The following is a 26,758-nucleotide window of genomic DNA, read 5'->3' as shown; positions in this document are numbered from 1 at the left end:
CTGCCTTTGCTGGCACCGTTTCCCGTAAAAGACAAGAGGCGCTTCGACTTTGCTCTTACGGGCAACGGGCAACGGGCGGCGGGGAGCGGGGAGCGGGAGGCGATTTTAACGCGAAACCCCCAGAAAAGTGCGATGGGTATGAATCGACATCAACAGACCAAAACCAGCGAGCAATGTCACCAGTGATGTTCCACCACGACTGACCATGGGTAAAGGAACACCCACCACCGGCAATAATCCACTGACCATGCCAATATTCACAAAAATATACACAAAAAATGTCAGGGTAATACTGCCAGCCAATAGCCGGCCAAACAGTGTCTGGGCATTCAGGGTAATAAAGAGCCCCCGGCCCAGAATCAGCGTATAAAGTGCCAGCAGAATCAGGCACCCCATCAACCCAAACTCTTCGGCAACCACAGCGATGATAAAGTCGGTATGACTCTCTGGCAGAAAATCCAGATGTGACTGAGTCCCCTGTAACCAGCCTTTGCCATACAACCCGCCAGATCCGATGGCAATGGTGGATTGAATAATATTCCAGCCAGCCCCCCAGGGATCACTTTCCGGATTCAAAAAGGTCAGCACCCTGCGCTTCTGGTAATCAAGCATAAAAAAATGCCAGAACCCATAAATCGAGGGAATAGCCAGACACAGAACAAACGTCATAATACGTTTGCGTAAACCGGCCAGCAGCAGCACAAAAACACCCGAAGCACCAATCAGAATGGCTGTCCCCAAGTCTGGCTGTTTGGCAATCAGCACCACCGGAACCGCAATAATCACCAGCGAGAAAACAACATCCTTCAATGAAGGCGGCAGCGGTCGTTTAGCAAAAAAAGCCGCCATGGTAATCGGCATAATCAGCTTGATCACTTCCGAGGGTTGAAACCGAAACCCTGGCAACTGTACCCATCGCTGGGCCCCTTTGGAACTCACCCCCATAAACAGTACCGCCAGCAGCAACAGGACACCGACGATATAAAACCATTTTGCCAACTGCATCAGTATTCTGGGCGGAACCTGGGCGACAATCAGCATACCCACCAGACTTATACCCATATAGGTGGCCTGGCGAATAACCACCGATATATCCTGACCGGTAGCACTGTACAGGATAAACAGCCCCGCGCCACAAAGCAGAAGCAGAAATCCGAGCAGCACAAAGTCAACATGCCAGCGCATGGAGAACCCCGGGCTACGGCCAAACCCATGGATGTCCATCTGGCGAACAAAGTCCTGGTTAGCCATTACTTCTCTCCCTTGGTTTGAGCACTTTCAGCGTTTAAACGTGGCAGCAGATAAGCGTCCATTACCTTTCTGGCCACATTGGAAGCACCACGGCTATTCTCGAGAATAACCGCCACCGCAATCTGTGGGTCCTCCACTGGAGCAAACGCAATGAATAAACTGTGGTCACGCTCGAACTCTTTCAGCTTCTCAGCATCGTACTCTTCTCCCTGGGCAATACTGACTACCTGAGCCGTACCGGTTTTACCGGCCATGCGATATTTAAGCCCACGGCCAATCCGCCAATTGGCTGTACCTCTGGTCGAATGAACAACATTCTCCATGGCCTTAATAATAAGATCCCAGTTTTGTGCATCCGCCTCCGGTGTCCGTCCAATATTGATATCTTTGCCCCAGAATTCGCCCTGAACCTCGGGAATATCTTCCTTCACCAGCCGGGGCTGAACATACTTGCCTCGATTGGCAATCAACGCCGTTGATTCCGCAAGCTGCAAAGGCGTCGCCAGCATATAGCCCTGACCAATGATGGCAATCACGGTTTCACCGGGATACCAGGGCTGTCCGTAGGCACCCCGTTTCCATTCTCTGGAAGGTAGCAATCCGGGTCGTTCTTCCCGGATATCAATGCCCGTACGACGGCCAAAACCAAACTTCCTGCCAAAATCATAAAGGTTATCAATACCCAGTTTTCCGGCCTGATTGTAGAAATAAGTATCGTTGGACAGGGTGATCGCCTGGGGCAAATTGACCCAGCCATGACCGGAACGTTTCCAGTTTCGAAAACGGTGGTCACTGCCTGGCAGTTGAAACCAGCCTTTATCAAATACCCGGTCTTCCGGCTTCACCACATTATTAGCCAGCAGGGCTAATGCCATGACCGGTTTTATCGTCGAGGCTGGCGGATACTCGCCCAGCGACGCACGATTATAAAGCGGCCGCTCTATATTTTTAGTCAGGCCATTGAATGTTTTTGTATCAATACCGGTAACAAACAGATTTGGGTCGAAAGCCGGGTTACTGACCATGGCGAGAACACCACCGGTCTTTGGATCCATCGCCACCAGGGCTCCCCGGCGACCATTAATCGCTTCAATAGCCACCTTCTGCAGATCGCTATCCAGGTACAAATTAACATCTCTGCCTGGCTTTGGACTCACTTTCTTCAGAACGCGCAATACACGACCACGGGCATTGGCTTCTACTTCCTGATAGCCAGGTTCACCCAGCAATATACTTTCATAGGAACGCTCAACACCAATTTTCCCGGTAGTATGGGTACCTGAATACAGAGCCGGATCAAGGCGGCGAAGATCCTGATCGTTAATTCTGCCCACATAACCAATACTGTGGGCAAAGCTTGCACCTTCGGGATAAAAACGAATCAGTTCAGCATTGATGTCCACACCCGGCAAACGAAACAGATTCACCGTAACACGGGCAATTTCCTCTGCCGTAAGATCAAATTTCAGGGGAACCGCATCAAATGGCCTTCGTCGCTTAACTCGCTGATGAAAGCGCTTCAGCTCACCTTCCGTCAGCGGTAAAAGCTTACTGATTGCCGCCAGCACACGGTCCAGATCTTTCGCCTGCTCACGGACAATCGACAGGATATGACTGGGTTTATTAACGGCCAGCAACTGCCCATTGGTGTCGTAAATCAGCCCCCGGTTGGGAGGAATGGGCTGTATCAGAACCCGGTTATCATCCGACTGAGTTGATAGCTCACTGTGGCGAACCACCTGAAGATAAAAAAGGCGAAAAATCAGTCCAACGCCAAGGAGCACCATAAAGCCAATGGCAACCCAAATCCGGATATTTACCAGCGTTTTTTCTGCCCCATGGTCCTTTAAGGTATCCTGCGGCATGTTATATCTCAGTCATTTGTCGTATGGTCAAAAGGCAGTTCCCAATGCACCAGCCGATCTATTAAGGAATTGTCCGTTAATAATTTCCCTTTTTTCACCACAAATACTCATGACGATGGTTCGTCACCCTCAGGCTATGAAAGAAAAGCACTTTCAAAAACTTTGTGCCTTTGTGTCTTTGTGGTTCAACGCTTTTCTTTCACGGCAAAGACACAGAGGAATAAAGAAAGTCTTTTCTCTGTGTCCTCTGTGTCTCTTGGTGAAAGAGGAAGTTATTTCGGGACAGCTCCTAAGCGGTAAATGTGCAAGGATTAAACGTAAAAATGCAGTGTTTCTCATCAGGAAAACCACTGCATTTAATATAAAAATCATTATTACAAAAAGCACCCTTCACTTTTACTTGAGTGAAAGTACTTCGTCAATCACGGCTACATCAGTTTTACTTGTGATAGGGGTGGTTGTGAAGAATACTCCAGGCTCGGTAAACCTGCTCAGCGATAACCACCCGGACCAGCGGATGAGGAAGTGTCAGCGGGGACAGGGACCAGCGAAGGTCAGACTTTGCCAGACAGGATGAATGCAAACCTTCCGGGCCACCCACCAGCAAACTGACATTACGTCCACTCTGGAGCCAGCTCCCCATATTCTCCGCAAGCCGCTCCGTACTCCATGGCTTACCCTGAATTTCCATAGTAACCACAAGGTCTCCGGAGCCTGCAGCAGCCAGCATCTGACTGGCTTCTTTTTCCTGCAGACGATTGATATCAGCGCCTTTACTGCGTCGACCAAGGGGTATCTCAACCAGATCCAGTTTGACATCCGCCCCAAGACGACGGCTGTATTCGCTGTAGCCTTCCTCAATCCAGCCCGGCATTTTTGAGCCTACGGATATCAGCCGAACCCGCATCAGGATGGCTCAGCAGCAACCAGGTCAGCGGTATCCCAAAGTCTCTCCAGATCGTAGAACTGTCGGGTAGCAGGGAGCATCAGGTGGACAACAACATCACCCAGATCAACCAGAACCCACTCTGACTTGTCCTGACCCTCAACACCCAGCGTGCGTATACCTTTTTTCTTACATCGATCAACCACATTGTCCGCCAGAGACTTTACATGACGGTTAGATGTACCACAGGCAATCACCATGAAATCGGTCACACTGGTCTGGCCAGTAACATTCAAACAGGTGATTTCATTACCCTTAAGCTCTTCGATAGCGTCGACTACCAGCTGTTTCAATTCATCAGAATGCATAGACTGCAAAATTAACCTCTTATTGACGATCTGAACTGAATTCAGGCCATTTAAACCGGGCAGGCTCTCAGTATTGATCATAGATGTCAACGGTCAAGGAACTCCGGGGCGGAAATCCACTACCTGCCGGGTAATTAACCATCCGTAAAAGCCGGTACTGCACAAGGGCCGCTACCCGTTTCCCGCCACCCGCTACCCGAAAAAAAACAAGCGGGCTCGGCTTTTTCGGGTAACGGACAGCGTTCGCTTACTGGCGAATATGACCGTCACCAAACACCACATATTTCTGGGAGGTCAGCCCTTCCAGGCCAACCGGACCACGGGCATGAATCTTGTCGGTAGAAATACCAATTTCTGCGCCTAACCCGTACTCAAAGCCATCCGCAAAACGGGTGGATGCATTGATCATAACCGAGCTGGAATCTACCTCCCGCAAAAAGCGGCGGGCCCGGGTAAAATCTTCAGTGACAATAGCATCCGTATGGTGAGAACCGTAACGGTTGATATGGGCAATGGCTTCATCCATACCCTGTACGACTTTGATGGCCAGAACCGGCCCAAGGTACTCAGCAGACCAGTCATCTTCTGTAGCGGCTACGGCATTTGGCAGAATTTCACAGGTCACAGGGCAGCCACGCAGCTCCACATCTTTCCGGGAGTAAAGCCCGGAAAGCTCTCGCAGTAAAGGCTGGGCAACAGCCTGATGAACCAGCAGCGTTTCCATGGCATTACACACACCGTAACGGTGGGTTTTTGCATTCATGGCAATCCGCACGGCTTTGGCATGATCCGCCCGATCATCAAGGTAGACATGGCAGACACCATCCAGATGTTTGATCACCGGCACCCGGGCTTCAGCACTGACCCGTTCAATAAGCCCCTTGCCGCCACGGGGCACAATCACATCCACATACTCAGACATGGTAATCAGTACACCTACAGCAGCACGATCCACCGTTTCAACCACCTGAACCGCATCTTCAGGAAGCCCCGCCTGAGCCAGCCCCTGCTGAATACAGCGGGCAATGGCCTGGTTTGAGTGGATAGACTCACTGCCGCCACGGAGAATCACCGCGTTACCCGACTTAAGGCAAAGGCTGGCGGCTTCCACTGTGACGTTAGGCCGGGACTCGTAGATAATGCCAATAACCCCCAGCGGAACCCGCATTTTGCCCACCTGAATACCGCTGGGTACATACTTCATATCATCAACAGTACCGATAGGGTCTGGCAGGGCAGCCACCTGACGCAGGCCCTTGATCATGGCATCCATTCCGTCATCTGTGAGTTCCAGACGATCCAGCATGGCAGCATCAAGGCCACGTTCCCGCCCGGCCTCCAGATCACGGGTATTCACAAATTTCAGCTGTGCGCGATCCGCCTCAAGGGCATCAGCGATGGCCAGAAGCGCCCTGTTTTTAATCTCAGTATCTGCAACAGCCATTTCCTGACTGGCCTGCCGGGCTCTTTGCCCCAGCCCATGCATGTACTCCGTCACTTGATCAGCCAACTTTTCCTCTCCCGCCAATATCGATGGTGTGTGATAAATGGTGCCTCATAGTATCAATCAGCAATCGGCATGGTAAATTCAAAAATCGTCCCACCTTCCGGATGACGCTGAAACGTCAGCCGCCCACCATGAGACTGAATAATGGAGTGGCAAACCGTCAGTCCAATACCCATACCGTCAGGTTTGGTGGTATAAAAAGGGGTAAACAGCTTTTCTTCCGCATCGTCTGCCAGACCATGTCCACGGTCAATCACCGACACTTTGACAAAGTTCTCATCCTGTCGCTCAGTACGGACATAGACACCAATACTCCGGGTATCCATATCCCGCATCGCTTCCATGCCATTACGAATCAGGTTAAGCGCCACCTGCTGGATCTGCACAGGGTCAACCTTGACGTCAGGCAGGCCATCTTCCTGTTCCAGATGAATTTCCATGTTGTTATTACGGGCATCCACCTCAGCCAGCTTGTAGGTATCCTGGATCAGGCGATTCGGGTCAACACTGCCCAGTACATGATCCGGTTTTTTAACAAACGAACGGATGCGGGCAATAATTTCACCCGCCCGTCGCGCCTGGGTATTAATCTTTTCCATCGCCTCTGAAAGGTCAAGGTCATCTTCCAACGCCAGTCTGGCCAACATTCTTCTGGCCACCTGGGCATAATTGGAAATGGCGGTGAGCGGCTGGTTAACCTCATGGGCAAAGCCCGCAGCCATCTCACCCATCGTGCTCAGCCGGGAAACATGGGTCAACTGCTCTTTCTGACTTTCCAGCTCATCCAGTACTTTTTGCAACGCTTCCTGCTGCCGCTGTTTCTCTGAAATATCCCGAAAAACAACCACAGCCCCGTCAGGCGAACTGCTTTCCATAATGGGGGTACACGAATAATCTACCGGGAAGAGGGAGCCATCACTGTGTAAGAATGTGGCGTTCTCCACCGTTTTGCTGACCCCTTTATTCAGTGAAACCTCAATGGGCGATAAAGGACCCGATAAATGGGCAGCCTCATTGTTTTCTCCCTGCATCAGGTGAATCAGGTTCTGTCCCGTCAATTGTTTAATGGACCAACCGGTCATGACAGAAGAAGCCGGATTGGCAAAGGTAATCTGGCCCATACGGTCGAGACCAAATATCCCTTCATTCATATTTTCCAGAATACGGGCCTTATCGGCTTCAAGCTGTCGATTCCTGGCAGAAAGTGCCTGCTCAAGTTTATGAATTTTCAGCTGAGTCTGAACCCGGGCAATCACCTCTTCGGCCTGAAAAGGCTTGGAAATAAAATCCACGGCACCGGTTTCCAGCCCTCTTACCTTGTCTTTGGTGTCATCCAGGGCCGATAAAAAAATCACCGTAATATTACGGGTTTCCGGGCTTTCCTTGAGAAGGCGACACACTTCATAGCCATCCATGCCGGGCATCATAATATCCAGCAGCACCAGCGCAGGCTTCGCCTTGACCGCAATCCTCAGGGCACTCTCACCATTTTTGGCAATCAATAGTTTATACCCCCGACCACTGAGGGTTTGCAGCAAAACCTGCAAGTTAGTCGGATTGTCATCCACAAGAAGAATTCGCTCTTCTTCATGCTGCTCTACAGGAGCTTCAGCCAGATACATCGTCAGCGGATCCTGATATTCAGTAAATGTAAAAATAGACGGAAATAAGCGGATTATCTTACTACAACCCTCGCTTTTATCAGAACCCTTACGGCCATCAGTATTTCTGGTTAACCGCTTCCTCCCTCAGAAATAGACGTTTTTTTCTAAAGAGCCTTTTCCAGATCCGGGCCTTTCATGTTTCAATAGAATTCTTTCTTATATTGATCTGCGGGCAATATTTGCCAAAGTGGTCATTAATTCATGACGATCAAATCCTTATGAAAATACTATTGATTGGCAGCACCGGACTCATCGGTCAGGAAGTTCAACAATTACTGCAGCAGAAGCAGATTACCTGTATTGCGCCGGGAAGAGATGCGTTAAATCTGGAACAGCCTGAGTCTATTGATGCCAGCCTTAGAAAGTACCAGCCAGACATTGTGATCAACTGCGCGGGCTACAATGATCCGGTTAACGCAGAAAATGAGCCTTCAAAATGCTTCCGGATAAACCGGGATGCCATGGCAACCCTGGCCGAATGTTGCCACCGACAGAATGCCACTCTTGTTTATATTTCAACTTACCGCGTGTTTGATGGCACCAAAAAAGAAGCCTATACCGAGAAAGATATACCTAACCCCTCCGGGGTGCTGGCAACCAGCCGTTGGCAGGCCGAACAGCAAATCAGTGAACGCTGCCCAAAACATATTATCCTTCGCCTGTCCTGGGTGATCAGTTACCGGCGGACTAATCTGCTGAAATACCTGCTGGATCAAATCAGCAAAGAGCAGGAAGTGGCGGTAGTATCCGATCAACAGGGATGTCCAACACCCAGCGAAGATGCTGCCAGAGTTATCGTTGCCATTGTTCAGCAGCTGGGTTGTGGCGCGGAGCCCTGGGGGACTTATCACTATGCCGGGGCTGAACCCGTTTCTGAAAACCGGTTTGCTGAGACCGTTATTTCTGAAGCCTCCCAGTATCAATCACTGAAAGTTCGTAAACTGCGAATGGATAAACTTAGCGAGCGGGATGGTATCCAGGCACCCGCCAATGCAACGCTTGCCAACCGAAAAATATTAAGTACCTTTGGCGTTCATAATCGCCCCTGGAGAGGGACACTATCCAGACTGATCAGAAATTATTATGAGGAAAGTTCTGCTGACTAAACTGTTGCTATGGAAATGCTGCTTTCCGGGACTCTGTACTTGATTTTCAGAATTCGGAATGGGTGGCATTTTCCACTCAAGGCCTGGTCTCTGGTAAAACTCATTTACAAGGATAATCATTCATGCCCGTCCCCCTTTTTCCAGTCACTCTCAGCAAAAAACAACAACTCAGTAGCAACACGCTGCAGTTAAGCTTTGAGCTGGTATCTGGAGAGAGTGACCGATTCAGTTTTGTTGCCGGACAGTTTATACAACTGTTCCTTGAAGTAGACGGCACTCTCTATAAACGAAGTTACAGTATTGCCAACTCACCGGAAGATTTTAACGCAACCGGCCAGATTGAGGTGGCACTCAGCTTTGTCAACGAGGGTATTGCTTCTGAATTTTTCCAAAAGGCTGAGCCGGGAATCACCATAAATATTGCCGGGCCTTTTGGCGCTTTGATATTGCCAGAGACGCTTCCCGGACAGTTAGTCCTTGTTGGAACCGGGACCGGTATTGCTCCTTATCGAAGCATGATCCCCCAGCTAACCGTTTTGGCTGATCAAGGGGTTTCTGTCACAGTAGTTATGGGCTTCCGATTCCGACAGGAAAGTATTTATATAGATGACTTTGCCAAACTTTCAGAGGTAGCACACCGCATTTGCCTGAGTCGTGAAGCAGACTTACACGCAGATCAATATGAGCATGCCGGATACGTTCAAAACCAGTTTGAATCTCTGAATCTGAACCCTGAACAGGATGTGATTTATCTCTGTGGCAACCCGGGAATGATTGATGACTGTGTCACTCTTTTAAGAGACATGGGATTCCCACCCCGACAAATCAAAAGAGAAAAGTATGTTTATTCCGGGCACTAAAAGACCGCTTCCCGCCGTCCGCTTCCCGCTACCCGAAAAAGCACAAGCGGCCCTGGCTTTTTCGGTTAGTGGGTACGCGCATAGCCTTCGTCGGATTTAAGCCCGTTTCCGAAACCATATCACCAGCAGGCCGAGCAGCCCCAAACCAAGGACCATCAGGGCGGCCAATAGCTGATCCGAAATTTGGTCACGCCACTGGAGTGCAGCCCCCGCCAGATAACCGGGCAACAGATAAACAGGTGCCCATGCCAGCGCAGAAATAAAATTAACCGAAAAGAAATACCCGGGACGCATCCCCATCATACCGGCAATCGCAGGAATGACCGGTCGAACGGGTCCGACAAAACGGCCAATCACAACACTCAAAATACCGTATCGCTGGAAAAACGCTTCACCACGTTCCAGCCACTGGGGATGACGGTTAAATGGCCACCAGCCTCGCACCCTGTCATGGCAAAAATATCCCAGTAAAAAGCTAACGCCATCGCCAATGATAGCGCCCAGAAAAGCCCATAAAAGGATGGGGTAAACAGCCGAACCGGCAGCTCCGGCAATAGCAGCCAGGGCAAACAACATGGCAATGCCGGGCAACACAATACCCACCACAACCAGTGACTCGAGACAGGCCACAATCGCAATAACAGGCCCAAGCCAGACTACGTTGTGTTGCAGCCATAGATGAATGGTTTCAAAGTAAGCGCTATCCATTATTCACAGAGTCCTGAAAACCGAAGTATCTCCAAAGTGGTTGGACGAACCGGTTACCAGAAATTTTACGAGGCTCTAACCCTGTACGGTGAAAAGCGCGAACTAAACCGCCCGGAAATCGACCCCGAAAATTGACGACAATGGACAATTGATTAATCCTTCGCTGTGATACAGTCAGACTTGCCCGTCGAACCGGTGAGTATCGACGAAACCATTTCTGGAATGGCCTCATCAGAATACTGAAGTGCTGATAAGAGTGCCAATGAAAGCACGGCCATACTCACGCAGTCGGGAGCCAATAGAGCACCCGCAATGCCATCAGGGAGTTACTGGATGAATGAAGTACTGGAAGAACTGATCAACTTACTGAAACTTGAACCCATCGAAAACAATATCTTCCGGGGCCAAAGTCAGGACCTTGGCTGGGGCCGGGTATTTGGTGGTCAGGTGCTGGGGCAGGCGCTTTCTGCGGCAAGGCAAACAGTAGACCCTGAGCGCCATGTCCACTCCTTCCACAGCTACTTTCTTCGTGAGGGAGACAGCAGTAAACCCATTGTTTATACCGTTGACTGCATTCGAGATGGCAAAAGCTTCAACACCCGCCGGGTAGTTGCTGTTCAGAATGGTCAGCCTATTTTCAACCTTTCTGCTTCCTTTCAACTTAATGAAGAGGGCTTTGAACACCAGGACCCTATGCCCAGTGTGGTATCTCCAGAGGAAGCATTGAGTGAAAAAGCATTGATTCAAAAACACAGTGATGTCATTCCAAAGCCACTCCAGAAGCGGCTGCTCAGCGACACACCTATCGAGATTCGTTTTGCTGACCCGGAGGATCCACTGGCAGAAGAAACCGGAGCCCCAAACCACAAGGTATGGCTCAGAACCAATGGTAAGCTGCCTGATAATCCGGGGCTGCATAAGTACCTTCTGGCCTATGCTTCTGATTTCCAGTTCCTGTCATCCAGCCTGTATCCTCACGGTGCAGCCAGCTTTCAAAAGCCTATACAAATTGCCAGCCTGGACCACGCCATGTGGTTCCATCGACCCTTCAGAATGGATGAATGGCTTCTTTACTGCGTAGAGAGTCCTTCCGCACATGGTGCCCGGGCTCTGGTGAGAGGCCAGATATTCAATCAGGCCGGGGAGCTGGTGGCATCAACCACCCAGGAAGGTCTTGTCAGGCCTTTGAAGCCCAAGACCAAAGTCTAAAGGCAGATTCAGCGGATCACTCATACACTTTTATTTGTTCGCTATTGAAACTTATGCCACCCTTCAGCCCCTGCCCTTGCTGATGGGTGGCTATTTTTTTGTCTAAGGAAATACTGTGAGCTTCTTTTCTCCAATTCAGAAGTATATACATCGATTCAAGCCATTTTTTCTCTGTATTTTAGCGATATCCTGTTTATCTTCTAACCTGACCCAGGCATCCAGTTCTGCCGTCATTCTTCAGTATCACCATGTCAGTAATGACACGCCAAAAATTACCAGCGTTACTCCTGAAACCTTCAGGGAACACATGAGTTATCTCGCGGAGAATAAGTTCAATGTGATCCCGTTAATTGATGCGGTTGAGGCTCTGCGCAACAAACAGGTATTACCGGAAAAAACCGTCACCATAACCTTTGATGATGCTTACCTGAGCATTTACACCAATGCGTTCCCGATACTGAAGGAATATGGCTTCCCCTTCGCTATTTTTGTAACCCCAACACCTGTGGATAAAAAATACCGGAAATTTCTGACTTGGGAGCAATTGAAGGAGATGACTCGTGCTGGAGCAACCCTTGCTAATCACACCATGAGCCATACCCACAGTGTCGAAAAACGCCCTGGCGAAACAGAAGAGCAATGGCTTGCCCGGTTCCGGCAGAATCTGGCAATGACCGAAGCGAGAATCAAGGGGAAAACTGGCCAGAGCGTCAAACTGTTTGCCTGGACCTTTGGGGAAACCACCCCGGAACTCAGGGCAACACTGGATGATATGGGATATGTCGGCTTTGGCCAGCAGTCCGGGGCTGCTGGAGAGTATTCTGACTTTACCCGCCTTCCCCGCTTCCCGATGGCCGGTATTTACGGTGTCAGCGATTTTGGGATCAAAGTGAAAAGTCGAGCCCTGCCTGTCACAAAACAAAGTCCTGACTCGTCCCTGATGACAAAGGATAATCTCAAGCCAGAGCTTGAACTGACACTGGCAAAGGGTGATTACCAGAAAAAGCAGCTTAAGTGCTATGCCTCCGGCCAGGGTGAACTGAAGGTAACCTGGCTGGATAAGGAAATGACCCGACTGAAAACCCGGGCTAACAGCGACTTACCCGTGGGTCGTACCCGCTACAACTGTACAGCGCCATCCAATAGCGGCAAGCACTATTACTGGTACTCCCATGCCTGGTTGAGACTGACGGATGAAGGTAAAGCACTGGATTAAAGACTGCTAACATTCATTAGCACGCCTTCAGGCAGCCTGTGGGATTCAACGCCACTTCTCCACAGGCTACCTTGAGTCCTCACTGATCCTCCCAATTAAAATAAAGCTGACGGCCTGATGAAAATAGCATTTCAAATCAAACAAATAGCGATCTTCGCCATCCTTTTGTTAACTGGCTGTACTGAACCCCGGCCTGACACCGATGCTCAAGCAACACCTGACCATCTTGAAGCAGCAAAAACCAAGGCCATGCAACTCTGCGCTGGCTGTCATGGCCCGACAGGGATTGGCACCGCATCATTCAATCCCAATCTGGCCTGTCAGAAAAAAGACTATATGGTGAAACAGCTTAACTATTACCGTGATGGCTCAAGAACCACCCATAAGCCCATGAGCAATATCGCCAAACTGTTATCAGAAGATGAGGTGACGGGTATTAGTGAGTGGTATTCAATTACCGGGTGCTTATAAAGCTACTCAACGGGGAACTATACGTTCTTTAATTGGTCAATAAGTACCAAGATTATCAAATAAGGTACCTGCAATGGCCAACCCAGCTTCATCTACAGATTTTCAGCCCACTTATCCGCCCACAGCCAATCCTCCAGCAAGTGATAGTCAGGGAAGTGGCTCGGGGCTTGGTAAAAAAGTTACCAGTACTGATGCAAAACCTCATATCTCATCCAGCTCTGAAGAACGTTCTGCATGGAAAAGTGTCTCGAGCTTTTTCAAAGGCCTTTATGCCCGGACTATCAAACTTATCAACTACGTAAGCAAGCATATTAATGAGATGCTCCCTCCCTATTTAAAGAGGGTGGGCGGGTGCTGTGTTGTCGGCTTCATTATCGGCGCTCTTACACCCGTTGGCCCACTATGGGGAACAGTTGGGGGACTTCTGCTTGCTACCGGCTGGCAACTCTGCGTTGAGTGCAATACGGATCGTGACAAGCCTAAAACACCATAACCGGTTGTGGTTTAATCTTTCAGGGGACCTTATCCCCTGTTTTTATTTTCAACACCTTGAATCCCCCCCCACAGCAACTAGTTTTATATAAGTAACCGTATTTTATCCAAACCGGCATGGAGCCCATCATGGACGAGCAAAACATCAAAAAACTGGCACTGATCATCTCTGCCAACTGTATCCGTCAATCCACCCTTGAAGAGTGTCAGAAAAAGGGACAGATAGACGATCAGCAATTTAACCAGATCAACAAGGAAATGTCGGATCGAATCTATACCTTTCTAACCTATCTTCTGCAAAAACCCGCTGATGAATACACGGTCATGATGGAAGCAATGGCCAAGCACTATCCTGAGGGCTGGGAGCAACCTGAGCTGAGCCAGTTGATTCTGCAACAACAGGGGCAAACGGCAACACCGGCTTCACCCCAGCATTAAGCTCATTTAAAAAATGACCGGCAGGCCATTATAAAGCGGCTATTCTTGTCCCTGAGTTATCGGGGACAAAAACAATGCATTACAGCCCTGCCCCATTTAACTGCAAATGGTTTCTGGTAGGGATACCTCTGATGTTTTTATCCATATTTTCACGTGCCGATACGGTCGAGCCGACTCTCAGTTATCAAGAAGCGCTTTCCACAACCCTGGACTCATTGCTCAGTGAGTTGAATATTCCCCATGCCGCCAATCTGGATTCAATGATTAATGCCAGCCAGGTCTGGCGCAGGAAGCCGGGACAGGAGCGATGGGAGTTACCGGAGCTGGATATTCCGGCTGAAAAAAAAAGCAGGGTTTTTGAACTGCTGGAAAAGCTCGGGCTGATGGCTTCCGTTGTACCAACAGGCAAACATTATGATTCTGTACTGTTTCTGGGTGCTACAGTCCCCGCCATGAAGCATCGGCTGGATAACCTGATCCATTTATGGAATGAGGGGGTTCGCTTCAGGCGTTTAATTTATCTGGTAGGCCAGCGCCCCCTTGACCCCACAACTGATCACCTGAAATTACTGGCCATCTTACCCGAAGATCAGCACAGTAAAACGCTGGATCCTTACCCTTTTACCGAAACTGAAGCAGCAATGATGCTTCATCAGTTAGCCCCCATGCCAGCGGCCATGAAAGCATTACCCATAGAATTTATTGATACCCCCAGAAAGTGGAGAAACGGGTATTGGCACAGACCCAATACCCGCGACACACTCAAACACTGGAAAAAAAACAGCCCCTCACCAGGCTCTACTCTTGTGATCTCAGGCCAGCCCTATGGCAACTACCAGAAAGAAGTGGTGCGACAGGAGCTGCCAGAAGGCTTTCTGGTAGACCTTGCCGCAGGCTCGGCAGGTTCGGCAACCAGACTGGTGATTTATCTGGATGCCCTTGCGCTCTGGCTTCATAACCTGCAGATCCCGAACACTTCAAACGTTGCTCCATTAAAGACAGTGACGCCCCCAGGAAGGCATTAATTCCTGAGTAATACCCAACTGGTCGAGAATACGGGCAACAATAAAATCCACCATGTCGTCCACGGTTTCAGGTCGGTTATAAAACCCCGGAGAAGCCGGAATCATGACGCACCCCATCCGGGTCAGCTTCAACATATTTTCCAGATGTATTTCAGAATAGGGAGCCTCTCTGGGCACCATGATCAGTTGCCGCCTCTCTTTCAGCACCACGGTTGCCGCCCGCTGAGTCAAGTTGTTACTCAGTCCACAGGCAATAGCCGATAAGGTTCCGGTACTACAGGGACAAATAACCATTGAACTGGGTGCACCACTGCCCGAAGCCACCGGAGACATCCAGTCATCTTCACCAAAGACCCGGATTTGTCGGGGCCTGGCCCGGTAACGATCGGTCAGATATTGTTCAATTTCTGCAGGGTTATCGCCAAGTTCTATATCCATTTCTGTTGCCAGAACGACCTTTGCCGCTTTGGAAACCAGGAAAAACACTGACCGTTCTGCAGCCACCAGACACTCAAGAAGCCTCAAGCCATATTGGGCACCGGATGCCCCCGTGATCGCCAAGGTAACTCGCTCAGGGTTTGCCGGGTTCATTCTGTACTTCCAAATTAAGCCCGTTGTCCGCTATCCGTTGTCCGTAGTCCGCAAAAGCGCGAGTGACTCCTGCTTTTTCGGACTACGGACCACGGACTACGGGCAACGGTTGTTGAAATGGGGAAATTATTTCAAGACAAATCCTAAGCGTTTGTCTTGAATCGGCTTTTCAAACCATTGGCGATACGTCCATGGATGCCCTCAAAGCCACCATTACTCATCACCAGCAGATGGTCACCCGCAGCAGCCGTATCTACCAGGTAGCGAACAATCGCCTCTGTTGAGTCCATCACCGATGATTTAACAGGACTTTCAGCCGCCAGTTCCGCCAAAGGCCAATCAAGCCCCTGTGGTTTAAACCAGATGACTTCAGATGCCAGCCCGGTAGAGGCCACCAGGGATTCCTGATGAATGCCCATTTTCATGGTGTTTGACCTGGGTTCAATAATCACCCGGATATTCGCTTTTTCACCCAGCTTCGCCCGTTGTCCGGCCAGTGTGGTGGCTATAGCGGTTGGGTGGTGGGCAAAATCATCATAAACCCGAATGCCACCGACCTCTTCAACCAGCTCCATTCTTCGCTTCACCCCCTGAAAGACGGATAGCGCGTCACAGGAAACGTCGGGAAGAACACCCACATGGTGAGCTGCCGCAATGGCTGCCAGAGCATTGGCCACATTGTGATCACCTTCCTGTTGCCAGTTTACCGTACCCGCCAGGCTGCCTTTATAGAGAACCTGGAAATGACTCCCCTCTTTACTGACATTATCGGTCTGCCACAGGCCCTTATCGCCCAGCGTTTCCTGCTCCGACCAGCAGCCCATGGCAATAACATCATCTATAGCTGGCATATTCGCCGGAAACAGTATCCGCCCACTGCCGGGAATAGTTCTCACCAGATGGTGGAACTGCCGCTGAATAGCGGCCAGATCATCAAAAATATCCGCATGATCGAACTCAACATTATTAATAATCAACGTGCGGGCGTGGTAGTGAACAAACTTGGAGCGTTTGTCGAAGAATGCGGTATCGTATTCATCCGCCTCAATGACGAAAAATGGCGTGTCTCCCAATCTTGCAGAAATACCAAAATCCCTGGGAATACCACCGATCAGAAAACCGGGAGACATACCCGCATATTCCAGTATCCACGCCAGCATGCTGCTGGTACTGGTTTTACCGTGAGTACCTGAAGCCGCCAGCACCCACCGTTCAGGTGCAATATAACGGGAAAAAAACTCAGGTCCGGAAACGTAAGGCAGTCCCTTCTCAAGCACGTACTCTACCGCTGGAATACCCCGTTTCATGGCATTACCAATAACCACAAGGTCAGGCGCCGGGTTCAGAGCATCTGCATCATAACCGCGAAACAGAGAGATACCCTGTTCCTCCAGCTGGGTACTCATGGGTGGGTATACATTCTCATCAGAGCCGGACACATGAAATCCAAGCTCCCTGGCAAGCATTGCCAGACTCCCCATAAACGTTCCACAAATTCCCAGAATATGTATGTGCATCCACACTAGCTCCAAATAGACGGGGAGTCGCTTAACCGGCAAAGCCCCTGATAGCAGAATTTTGACATTGTTTCCGCCCTGCGCGCAAAAGGACGTTGACATTAGAAAGCCACAATCTCATAAAAAGCATAAGATTATAAAAAGAATGCACTCATAAAAGCCTTGGGCGCATAACAGCCCTGAGCGCATAACAGCCCTGAGCGCATAAAAAGTGACCCGATAAAGCTCTACCAAAAAACTCGTGATCGGGTATCATCACCACCCAACTCAAAACACAAAATAACACACGGTAACGCTCGGAATTAAACTGATGACCAAGAAGCACGCTTTTTACGCACAGTCTGGCGGTGTTACCGCTGTCATCAATGCCAGCGCCTGCGCGGTTATTGAAACAGCTCGTCGTTACCCGGACAAAATCGGCAAAGTCTACGCGGGTCACAATGGCATCCTCGGCGCTTTGCGTGAGGAGCTGATCGATACCTCCTATGAGTCCGATGAAACCATCGGCGCGTTACTCAGGACTCCCGGGGGCGCCTTTGGTTCCTGCCGTTATAAGCTGAAATCCTTCGAAGAAAGTGAAGCCGAATATCGTCGGCTGATTGACGTCTTTAAGGCTCATGATATTGGTTATTTTTTCTACAATGGCGGCAATGACTCCATGGATACTGCCTGGAAGGTATCCCAGCTGAGTGAAAAAATGGGATACCCTCTTACCTGCATTGGCATTCCGAAAACCATTGATAACGATCTGGCCGTCACTGACAACTGTCCGGGTTTCGGCTCTGCCGCCAAATACCTTGCCGTATCCACTAAAGAAGCGAGCCACGATATTGCTTCAATGTGCGATACCTCTACCAAAGTGTTTGTCATGGAGGTGATGGGAAGACATGCCGGCTGGCTGGCAGCAGCAACCGGCCTTGCAGCCCGTAATGAGGGTGACCCGCCTCATATCATTATTTTTCCGGAACTGCCTCTGGACAAGCAGAAATTTCTCAAAAAAGTTCATGAAACCGTCAGTAATAAAGGTTATTGCGTCATCGTCGCTTCAGAAGGCGCAAAATACCAAGATGGCAGTTTCATCTCCGCGTCAACCACCGTTATTGATTCTTTTGGCCATCAGCAACTCGGCGGTGTAGCACCGGCCTTATGCAATATGATCAAACAAGAGCTGGGTTACAAATATCACTATGCCGTTCCAGACTATCTGCAGCGCTCAGCACGACATATCGCCTCACGGGTTGATGTAGAGCAGGCCTATGCGGTGGGTAAAGCAGCGGTAGAACTGGCGGTAACCGGTCATAATGCGGTGATGCCCGCCATCATCCGGGAATCCGACCTTCCCTACCGGTGGGCCATCAAAGAGGTGTCTTTAGAGAAAGTCGCTAACTTTGAACGAAAAATGCCCCTGGACTTTATCAGTGAGGATGGCTTCAACATTACCCCTACCTGCCGGGGTTACCTGGAGCCACTGATTGAAGGGGAAGAGTATCCGGCCTATCTGAACGGTCTGCCTCGTTTCGCCCGGCTCAGAAAAGTATTCGTTGAAAAACAATTGAATACACCCTTTGAAATCTAATCCCTGAGACACTATCCGCAAAAGCGCAAGCAACCCGGCTTTTTCGGGCAGCGGACGGCGGACATCGGGCAGCGTTCTTAAAGGTCGGAATAAAATCGAAAGTCATTCCGGCCTTCGTTCTTAGCTGCATACATCGCTTCATCTGCCGCCTTTATCAGGCCATCAGCATCCACTCCATTCTCCGGATAAAAAGCAATACCAATACTGGTTCCCACTTTTTTCGAAGCATTCCCCAGCTCATGGGGCTCTTTAAGCGTATGAAGAATTTTATCGGCTACGATACGGGCATCTTCCGGGTTCTTGACGTCATCCAGGACAACCGCAAATTCATCCCCGCCCAGCCTGGCAACCAGATCCACTTTACGAATACAGCCTTCCAGACGATTAGCCACACTGGAAAGAAGCTGGTCACCCGCATCATGACCCAGCTGGTCATTAATTTCTTTAAAGTGGTCAAGATCAAGAAACAGAACGGCCGTATTGTTATGGTGTCGATCACTACGATCCATCGACGATTGCAGGAACTCTCTAAACAATGTCCGATTAGGCAGACCCGTCAAGCCATCATACTTGGCCATTCTCAATAACTGATCTTCCATCTGCTTACGCTCAGTAATATCCTGAAACACAAAAACAGCGCCCTGAACAGCATTTTTGCCATTGACGATAGCGGCTACATTGAACTCTGCAGGAAACTTACCCAGGCTCACATTAAGTAATTCGCTGGACTGCTTAATACTCCTTCCATTCTTAAGGCATTCACGGTAAATATCAGACTGCTGCCACTTTTCGATGACTGCCTCAGGTACATCATCAAAAAGAAACTGGCTGATATGAGTATTAAGAAACGTCGCTTCAGCCCCACCCAGCAGCTCACAAGCGGTGGGGTTTATGAAAGTGATATTACCTTGTTCATCCAGTCCGGCAATGCCTTCACCAGCACAGTCCAGTAACAATTTATTCTTCCGGCTGATCCAGCGCAGTTCACGGGTCACCTGTTCCAGCTCAAGACGCTGTTCTTCTAACTGTAAAAATACTTTCACCTTACCCAGAAGAATTTCCGGAACGATCGGCTTGGGTAAATAATCAACGGCACCTGACTGGTACCCCTTGGTCACATAGTTATGATCTTTATTAATGGCAGTGACAAAAATAATGGGAATGTTAGCGGTTTGCCTGTTGCTATGAAGCAGGGTGGCCGTTTCAAAACCATCCATGCCTGGCATCTGAACATCTAAAAGAATGATCGCAAAGTGATGGGCCAGAACTTCGGACAGCGCTTTTTCTCCAGAGTCCACCTTGTGGATTTCAGCGCCCAGGGGCTTTAACAGCTTATCCATGGCCAGCAGATTTTCAGGGCGGTCATCCACCACCAGAATTTTGACTTTGCTATGTGTATCCATATACGACAATCCCTGTCTCAGCCTCCATCCCGGAAGCTCCTGAAAGGAGCCCTGATGGCAAAGGTCTCGGTTAATTCCACTCTCTTAATTCCAGAGCGATTACACACAGCTAATCCCATCCAGATAAGCTGGTATTTCCTCCAGTGTCATCAAATAGTCTATACAGCCAGTATCCAGTGATGCCTTTGGCATAACGCCCATTTCAGCACTCCTTGGACACTGAGCAATGGTGGTACCGCCAAATGCTTTGACTGTGCGAATACCATCGGCACCATCACGATTAGCACCAGTTAAAATAACGGCCACCAGCGACGGACCGTAAACGCTTGCAGCGGATTGAAACAAAACGTCAATAGAAGGGCGGGAGTGCGCTACCGGTGCTTCCAGGTTAAGACTGACCGTATCGTTTTCCTCAACCAGCATATGATAGCCAGCCGGAGCAAGATAAATGGTTCCCGGCTGTATTCTGTGTTTATCTTTAGCCACTTTAACCGGCAGCGTGCTCTGACGGGAAAGCACCCTGAGCATACCCCGGTCATCATTTAACCCGATGTGTTTAGTCACCAGTACCGGTAAAGAGAAGTCTTCTCCCAGTTGACTGAAAAGAAAAGCAAGGGCGTTAATTCCTCCAGCGGATGTCCCCAGTACAACGGCTTGATACTTCCTTTCAGCTACCGAATCTTTCAAGAGATACACTTCCTGTATATTCGAAGCCTGTTACTGACATCTTCAAGGTTTTTCCTGATCTGGCTGAACTTCAGATTTTCTCTCCGTCCTATGCAAAGAAACCCTCTCGGGCATAAGCTCTCATCAATCAGATTCAAAGCCCTGTCCTGCAGCTGTTCATTAAAATAAATCAGGACATTTCGACACATCACCAGATTCATTTCACCAAACACACCGTCAGTGACCAGATTGTGATTGGCAAAGGTTACTTTCTCCATAAGACGACTGTTGATCTTGATGGCGTCATAAAGGCTGACCCAGTAATCACTAAGCTCACGGCTGCCACCGGAGAGCCGGTAGTTTTTTTCATAAAGAGCAATATTTTCAGCCTGATAAATCCCTTTTTTCGCGGTTTTCAGCGCATCATCATTAAAATCAGTGGCATAAATCTGGCAGCGATCCAGTATCCCCTCCTCTTCCAGCAGGATGGCCATGGAGTACACTTCCTGACCGGAGGCACAGCCGGCATGCCAGATTTTAATAAACGGGTAAGTCTTGAGAACAGGAACAACCTCCTCCCGCAAAGTCTTAAACACATCCGGATCCCGAAACATCTCAGTGACAACCACAGAAAGGCTTTTAACAAATCGGTGAAATGCCCGGCCATCGTGAAGAAACAAAGGTATTAAATCACTGATGTGACTAACGCCCATTGTTTCCATGTACTTTTTAACCCTGCGTATCATGGAAGCCCTGGCATAGTCATTAAAGTCATGACCATACCGCTCTTGAATAGTTTTCAGAAGCAGATTCAGCTCCAATTGTTCCAATTCAGCGACAGTACAGGATTCAATCATTGCAACAGCCATACCTTCAACATTGCGGTGAGTTTTGCCATATCCAGAGGTTTGGTCATGTAGTCATTGGCTCCCGCCTCAAGGCATTTTGCCTTGTCTCCAGCCATGGCTTTGGCGGTCAGGGCGATGACTGGCAGATCTTTATATTCATTCATCTGCCGAATGGCTGCGGTGGCCTCATACCCATCCATCACTGGCATCATGATATCCATTAAGACCAGCTCTATACCGTCTTCTTCCTCAAGCCTGTTAATGGCATTTTTTCCGTTATTTGCCAACACAACCTCCATTCCAATTCCCTGCAGGGCTTTGGAAAGCGCAAAGGTATTCCTCAAATCATCATCAACCAGCAGGATTTTATGTCCCTCCAGGCTCTTCTCTGCGCCTGATGCAAGCTCATCAGGCGCTTCATCCACCTGATCCTTATTGACGGTATGCAGAAAGAGGGTCACTTCATCAGTGATTCTCTCCATCGCCCTATCACCTTTCATCACCATGGCACTGGTGAACTCCTGTAAAAGAGCATGCTCAGCCTGATCAGGAGGGTGCGCTGTATGAATAACCACTGAAGGCATATCCGGGCCAAGCCGGCTTTTGATTTTTTGTAAAAATTCAAGACCGCCGGTTTCACCAAGCTCCAGATCCATGATTAAACAATGCCATTGATGGTCAACCAGCGCTTGTTCTGCTTCCTCAACGGTGATTGCATAACCCACATTAAGCCCTTTTTTCTCCAGCATGGCTCCTACCTGGGCTCTCTGTGCTTCATCCGGGTCGAGAATCAACGCATCATGAATATCCTGACGAATAGCACCTTCCAGAGTTACAAAGACTTTATCGAGATCAAAAACACTCACTGGCTTCATTAAGTAGCCAACAGAACCGAGGCTAGTGACAGAAGCCGGATCACGCCCGGATACAATATGAACCGGTATATGTCTGGTAATGTCATCGTTTTTTAATTGCTCAAGTACCGTCTGACCATCCATATCAGGCAAGCCCAGATCAAGAATAATGGCAGAAGGCTGGTGCTGTCGGGCCATGGCAAGCCCCTGCTTTCCTGTTGTCGCATTCAAACAACCAAAGTGGTGCTTGTCCGCTATCTGGGCCAGAATGGCAACAAAATGCGGATCATCTTCAATAACCAGCAGATGATAATCAGCCTCTTCAGTGGCTGCAGATTCAATGACAGCCAGTTCAGAAATATCTGAGGTTTCACTGATTACTGGCTTTTGAGCGCTCTCTGCTGACTCACTTTGACCTTCAGTATGATCAAAAAAGTCCGCGACATAGTTCTCAGCGATGACCTTCTCAGCCCCCAGGGAGCACACAGGGTTGGCCGGCAGAAACAGTGTAAATATTGTTCCCTTCCCTTCTTCACTTGCCAACTCAATAAAGCCACCGAGCAGCTCCGCCATTTCCCTTGAGATAGCCAGCCCTAATCCGGTTCCACCGTACTTTCGGCTGGTTGAGCCATCCGCCTGCTGGAATGACTCAAAGATGGACGCCTGCTTATCTTTTGCTATACCAATCCCACTGTCCTTAACGGCAAAAGCCACCCAGGTATTCTCAGCAAACCGCCCGGGGCGGACTTCATTAAATATCCGCACTTGAACACTGCCCTGTTCAGTAAACTTAAAGGCATTGGATAAGAAATTTTTAACAATCTGCATCAGCCGCTGGCTATCGGTGAAAATCGACTTACTGGCACCATGCTCAATACTCACCAGAAACTCAATACCCCGATTCTCAGCAACCGGGTTAAACATCATTTCGATACTACCCTTAACCTCTTCCACCCTCAGGCCATCCAGATTTACTGACATCTTGCCCGCTTCAACCTTCGATAGATCGAGGATGTCGTTAATCAGATCAAGCAGCTCTATACCACCGTTATAAATGATCTGTGCTGACTCCATCTGGTCTTCCGTCAAATTCCCTTCGTCATTCTCTGCCAGCATTTGAGAGAGCAGCAACAGCGAATTCAAAGGGGTCCGCAGCTCGTGGGACATATTGGCAAGAAACTCAGACTTATACTTGCTGGCTCGTGCAAGCTCTTCGGCTTTTTCCGCGATGCTCTGGCTGGATAATTCAATATCTTTATTTTTATGTTCAATTTCTTCTTTCTGATGCATAAGTTGCTCGCTGAGCTCTTCAAGCTCAACATTGGATTTTTGCAGCTCTTCACTCTGAGCTTTAAGCTCTTCTTCAGACTCCTCGAGAATACCCGCTCTTTTTTCCAGCTCTTCATTAACCGAACGCAACTCTTCTTTCTGCTCCTTTAATGCTTCTGACTGCTGGGTTGTGGTATCCAGAAGCTGGTTTACGCGGGTTCGGTACTGTGCTGAATGAATAGCAATGGCAATACTTTCAACGGAATGTTCCAGAAACAGACTTTGCTCTTCTGTCATTGAACCAAGCCGTGAAAACTCAAACACCCCCTTTAGATCGTTCTCATAAGCAAGAGGGATAATGATGACATGGGCAGGCCTGGCAGACCCCAGTCCAGACTCGATGTCCAGATAGCCATCGGGCACATCCGTTAACTCAATAGTTTCTCGCTCAAGTGCTGCCTGTCCAATCAGCCCTTCACCCATCTCAAAGTGGCTAGCCTGTTCATTGCCCTTGCGCCATGCATAGGCACCCATCATTTCAAGCTGGTTCTTATCATTTTTGACGAACATTGCACCGGAATGCATATCAAGATAACGGGCAATATACGTCACGATGTTATGACATAAATCCGCCATATCCTGCTCACCACGGACACTGTTATGCAGTCCTGCCATTCCCTCCTGCAGCCAGTTTCTACGGGTATTTTCATCGCTCACTGTACGCAGCCTTTCCGTCATCTGGGCGAAGCTGCGACTTAGCTCACTGATTTCATTATTCCCACTCAGCACGGTCCCTTCGACATAATCGCCTGAAGCAACCCGGTTAACCCATTTATTGATACGTCGAATAGGTTTGACCAGCTGCTGGGTAACAAACAGAGCAATAACGATGACCAGCACAAACGTAATCGCTATGAGGACCACCAGCCGTTTACGGAACTCCTGAACCGAGGCAAATGCCTGTCGGTGAGTTACCTCAGAGAGCATCATCATTGGGGTTCCGGCAATGTTGACCGGAAGAAAAATCCCCATGACCTCTTCACCGTGAAAATAACTGCGAATATGGCGGCTACTGGCTTTGGCTGCCAGAGTCAGTGTTTCCTGATTGTTGATACCGTCCCCAGGCTCATCGATCGAAGGCCATTCCAGATCATCATCATGCTCATCCGGTTGCTCCATAGACTCAAGATGATCATCTTCTTCCTGGTAATTACCCTCTTCATTCAGATGCCCCAGCCAAAGCTGAATCAGTGGATTATCTGCCTTCAATTCTGAGTCTTTTGTACTATCAAGCTGACTGCCAAAACGAATTTTACGGTCGGTACCCACCAGAAAGGATGAGAGCCCCGCAATATTTGATTGGCCACTGTCAAACATCACCTGGATATTATCCGGATGTATCTGGACAGCAATAAAACCAATTGCTTTCTGCAGAGAGTCCGTCAGCGGCAATATAAAAAAAACAACCTTATCACCCCCTATAGGGGCATATTCATCCAGATCAGTGTATTTAGGTAGCTGATCCTGCAGGCTTTCCTTTACGGATCGAGAAAAAATCGTCCTTGAGAGTTCACCGGAAAAAATATTCTGCCCAAGGTCATCATAGCCATTGACGGTATAAAGAATATTACCGTCGACATCGCCCAGGAGAATATCGGAATAATCATAGAAACGCAGAAAATTTTCATATTCAGTAGCGTATTGACTTTGAATAAGATCATAAGCCTCTGAATTAATATATTCTTTAAGGTTTCGTTTACCAAAGCGCTGATTCTCTGCCAGGTCCGTAATAAACGCCTCTGAGGGAGCAGCCATAATAAAAAGATTGGTTAATACTGTATCGAAATAATCATTAACACGCTGAGTAAGCTGAAAATTCATCGAGGTCAGCTGATTATAACGATCCTTGACAATCTCATCTTTTCCCATCTGGAATTCATTGAACCCGACAATAATCACCGGACCAATCGATAAAATAACAAACCACATAAAGAGCGTAACGCCCAGACCACCCGTCTTTCGTTGGCTATTATCACCGGGGGACTCTGAGTCCATGACCTGACCTCTATGCTTTACTACGTAGCGGGAATGAGAACTGTTGATATCTCCTTATTCATCGTTAATTTACAGAAAAGATTGAGTACTATTCCCGATACAGGCAAAGGAGACCCCTGCCATGAAACGGCAAAGAACAGATGACCAAAGCAAGCAACCAAGAAACTGAAAGTGTACGTATTCAGAACCTGCAAGACGATACTGGTAGCATTAGTGGCCACCTATGTATCCATGGCTTTTTTAAATAATATCACTGACTACTCAACCAACCTGAGCTATATCCGGCACGTAATGACGATGGACTCAGTACCTGGTGATTCCCGTCACCTGTGGCGGTCTGTGCAAATGCCATTACTCCACCATACCGCTTACCTGCTCATTATCATTCTGCAACTGCTGTCTTCAGTGCTTTGCTGGAAAGGGTTCCTGAAAATGCTCAAAATCAATAACAGTAAGTACTTTCTGTGTGGCAAGCAGACATCAACGATCGGACTGATCATGACTTTTGGAATATGGTTTGGAGGGTTCTTTGTTATTGGTGGAGAATGGTTTTTGGCCTGGCAAACCCAATGGGGGGCATTGGCAAGCGCCAGCCGCGTACTCTCCATTATTGGAATAGTGCTTATTTTTATTAATTTACCGGAAGACTATTGAATCAGAACCCCCAGAGTCGCCAGCGTTCCTGCCAGAACACTCAGTGAACTGGCTAACATCAGTACTTCTCTGGTGGTCAGCTTATCGTATTCAGATTTCATACTACATTCCCTGTACTGCTACTACGGCTTAGAGAAAGTATAGTATTGGCGCGATCAAGCTCCAATTACTGCCAACGGTGATTGTTAATAACTGATTTCAAAAGAGTTACTCAAGGGCAACGCGATTCCTTATTGCAAATATGAATTTAAAATAGATA

The 26,758-nt window shown here is 48.8% G+C and carries 23 protein-coding genes; 10 read left to right on the top strand and 13 right to left on the bottom strand.

Going from position 1 to position 26,758, the window contains the following annotated elements; genetic code table 11:
* Positions 1–105: 105 nt before the first annotated feature.
* From rodA to RM811_RS01115, 6 genes are all read right to left on the bottom strand, one after another.
* Complete coding sequence (rodA, locus tag RM811_RS01140; protein WP_402519950.1) at positions 106–1,251, bottom strand: rod shape-determining protein RodA; 1,146 nt, start codon at positions 1,249–1,251, stop codon at positions 106–108.
* Positions 1,251–3,116: a penicillin-binding protein 2 gene (mrdA, locus tag RM811_RS01135; protein ID WP_402519948.1), complete on the bottom strand. Its 1,866-nt coding sequence runs from the start codon at positions 3,114–3,116 to the stop codon at positions 1,251–1,253. Before mrdA ends, rodA begins: the two co-directional genes overlap by 1 nt.
* Positions 3,117–3,555: 439 nt before the next feature.
* Positions 3,556–4,023: a 23S rRNA (pseudouridine(1915)-N(3))-methyltransferase RlmH gene (gene rlmH / locus RM811_RS01130; RefSeq protein WP_402519946.1), complete on the bottom strand. Its 468-nt coding sequence runs from the start codon at positions 4,021–4,023 to the stop codon at positions 3,556–3,558.
* Positions 4,023–4,370, bottom strand: a complete 348-nt coding sequence (rsfS, locus tag RM811_RS01125) for a ribosome silencing factor (RefSeq protein WP_402519977.1) — start codon at positions 4,368–4,370, stop codon at positions 4,023–4,025. The genes rlmH and rsfS overlap by 1 nt, the downstream gene beginning before the upstream one ends.
* 247 nt (positions 4,371–4,617) lie before the next feature.
* Positions 4,618–5,856, bottom strand: a complete 1,239-nt coding sequence (locus tag RM811_RS01120; RefSeq protein ID WP_402519975.1) for a glutamate-5-semialdehyde dehydrogenase — start codon at positions 5,854–5,856, stop codon at positions 4,618–4,620.
* A gap of 77 nt (positions 5,857–5,933) precedes the next feature.
* Positions 5,934–7,499, bottom strand: coding sequence for a response regulator (locus RM811_RS01115; protein ID WP_402519944.1), 1,566 nt, complete (start codon positions 7,497–7,499; stop codon positions 5,934–5,936).
* A 260-nt stretch (positions 7,500–7,759) separates the two neighbouring features.
* On the opposite strand from RM811_RS01115, the gene RM811_RS01110 reads away from it, so the two are divergent.
* Both RM811_RS01110 and RM811_RS01105 read left to right on the top strand, forming a co-directional pair.
* Entirely contained in the window at positions 7,760–8,647 is an 888-nt protein-coding gene (locus tag RM811_RS01110) for an SDR family oxidoreductase (protein ID WP_402519942.1), read from the top strand.
* 122 nt (positions 8,648–8,769) lie between these two features.
* Positions 8,770–9,507, top strand: coding sequence for an FAD-binding oxidoreductase (locus RM811_RS01105; protein ID WP_402519940.1), 738 nt, complete (start codon positions 8,770–8,772; stop codon positions 9,505–9,507).
* A gap of 96 nt (positions 9,508–9,603) precedes the next feature.
* Here RM811_RS01105 and RM811_RS01100 read toward each other — a convergent pair whose 3' ends face one another.
* Positions 9,604–10,215: a DedA family protein gene (locus RM811_RS01100; RefSeq protein WP_402519938.1), complete on the bottom strand. Its 612-nt coding sequence runs from the start codon at positions 10,213–10,215 to the stop codon at positions 9,604–9,606.
* Positions 10,216–10,548: 333 nt separating this feature from the next.
* Here RM811_RS01100 and tesB point away from each other — a divergent pair, with 333 nt between their 5' ends.
* From tesB to RM811_RS01070, 6 genes are all read left to right on the top strand, one after another.
* A complete protein-coding gene (gene tesB / locus RM811_RS01095; RefSeq protein WP_402519936.1) occupies positions 10,549–11,424 on the top strand; it encodes an acyl-CoA thioesterase II in 876 nt (291 codons plus the stop codon).
* Between the two features lie 115 nt (positions 11,425–11,539).
* Positions 11,540–12,640: a polysaccharide deacetylase family protein gene (locus tag RM811_RS01090; protein ID WP_402519934.1), complete on the top strand. Its 1,101-nt coding sequence runs from the start codon at positions 11,540–11,542 to the stop codon at positions 12,638–12,640.
* Between the two features lie 117 nt (positions 12,641–12,757).
* Complete coding sequence (locus RM811_RS01085) at positions 12,758–13,111, top strand: c-type cytochrome (RefSeq protein ID WP_402519932.1); 354 nt, start codon at positions 12,758–12,760, stop codon at positions 13,109–13,111.
* A 73-nt stretch (positions 13,112–13,184) separates the two neighbouring features.
* Positions 13,185–13,604, top strand: a complete 420-nt coding sequence (locus tag RM811_RS01080) for a hypothetical protein (RefSeq protein ID WP_402519930.1) — start codon at positions 13,185–13,187, stop codon at positions 13,602–13,604.
* Positions 13,605–13,732: 128 nt separating this feature from the next.
* Positions 13,733–14,041, top strand: coding sequence for a hypothetical protein (locus RM811_RS01075; RefSeq protein WP_402519928.1), 309 nt, complete (start codon positions 13,733–13,735; stop codon positions 14,039–14,041).
* A 131-nt stretch (positions 14,042–14,172) separates the two neighbouring features.
* Positions 14,173–15,066: a hypothetical protein gene (locus RM811_RS01070; protein ID WP_402519926.1), complete on the top strand. Its 894-nt coding sequence runs from the start codon at positions 14,173–14,175 to the stop codon at positions 15,064–15,066.
* On the opposite strand, the gene RM811_RS01065 is transcribed toward RM811_RS01070, so the two are convergent.
* Both RM811_RS01065 and mpl read right to left on the bottom strand, forming a co-directional pair.
* Positions 15,034–15,657: a flavin prenyltransferase UbiX gene (locus RM811_RS01065; protein WP_402519924.1), complete on the bottom strand. Its 624-nt coding sequence runs from the start codon at positions 15,655–15,657 to the stop codon at positions 15,034–15,036. The two genes, RM811_RS01070 and RM811_RS01065, sit on opposite strands and share 33 nt — an antisense overlap.
* A 143-nt stretch (positions 15,658–15,800) precedes the next feature.
* Complete coding sequence (mpl, locus tag RM811_RS01060; protein WP_402519922.1) at positions 15,801–17,174, bottom strand: UDP-N-acetylmuramate:L-alanyl-gamma-D-glutamyl-meso-diaminopimelate ligase; 1,374 nt, start codon at positions 17,172–17,174, stop codon at positions 15,801–15,803.
* Positions 17,175–17,484: 310 nt separating this feature from the next.
* Between mpl and RM811_RS01055 the strand changes: the two genes are divergently transcribed.
* On the top strand, positions 17,485–18,750 hold the full coding sequence (locus RM811_RS01055; protein WP_402519920.1) for a 6-phosphofructokinase: 1,266 nt from the start codon (positions 17,485–17,487) through the stop codon (positions 18,748–18,750).
* Positions 18,751–18,827: 77 nt separating this feature from the next.
* On the opposite strand, the gene RM811_RS01050 is transcribed toward RM811_RS01055, so the two are convergent.
* The 4 genes from RM811_RS01050 to RM811_RS01035 all read right to left on the bottom strand — a co-directional run bounded on the left by RM811_RS01050 (position 18,828) and on the right by RM811_RS01035 (position 25,845).
* A complete protein-coding gene (locus tag RM811_RS01050; protein WP_402519918.1) occupies positions 18,828–20,153 on the bottom strand; it encodes a diguanylate cyclase domain-containing protein in 1,326 nt (441 codons plus the stop codon).
* Between the two features lie 99 nt (positions 20,154–20,252).
* Positions 20,253–20,840 (bottom strand): chemotaxis protein CheB, encoded by a 588-nt coding sequence (locus RM811_RS01045; protein WP_402519916.1) that lies wholly within the window; start codon positions 20,838–20,840, stop codon positions 20,253–20,255.
* Positions 20,837–21,676 carry a CheR family methyltransferase gene (locus RM811_RS01040; protein WP_402519914.1) on the bottom strand — a complete coding sequence of 280 codons (840 nt, stop codon included), beginning with the start codon at positions 21,674–21,676 and terminating at the stop codon, positions 20,837–20,839. Before RM811_RS01040 ends, RM811_RS01045 begins: the two co-directional genes overlap by 4 nt.
* The gene (locus RM811_RS01035; RefSeq protein WP_402519912.1) at positions 21,673–25,845 is read right to left on the bottom strand and encodes a response regulator; all 4,173 of its coding nucleotides are present in this window, start codon (positions 25,843–25,845) and stop codon (positions 21,673–21,675) included. The genes RM811_RS01040 and RM811_RS01035 overlap by 4 nt, the downstream gene beginning before the upstream one ends.
* A gap of 171 nt (positions 25,846–26,016) precedes the next feature.
* Between RM811_RS01035 and RM811_RS01030 the strand changes: the two genes are divergently transcribed.
* On the top strand, positions 26,017–26,499 hold the full coding sequence (locus tag RM811_RS01030) for a DUF2165 family protein (RefSeq protein WP_402519910.1): 483 nt from the start codon (positions 26,017–26,019) through the stop codon (positions 26,497–26,499).
* Positions 26,500–26,758: the final 259 nt, after the last annotated feature.

The organism is Endozoicomonas sp. (assembly GCF_031844845.1).
GTDB lineage: Bacteria > Pseudomonadota > Gammaproteobacteria > Pseudomonadales > Endozoicomonadaceae > Endozoicomonas.
This window is presented reverse-complemented; position numbering and strand designations above follow the sequence as displayed.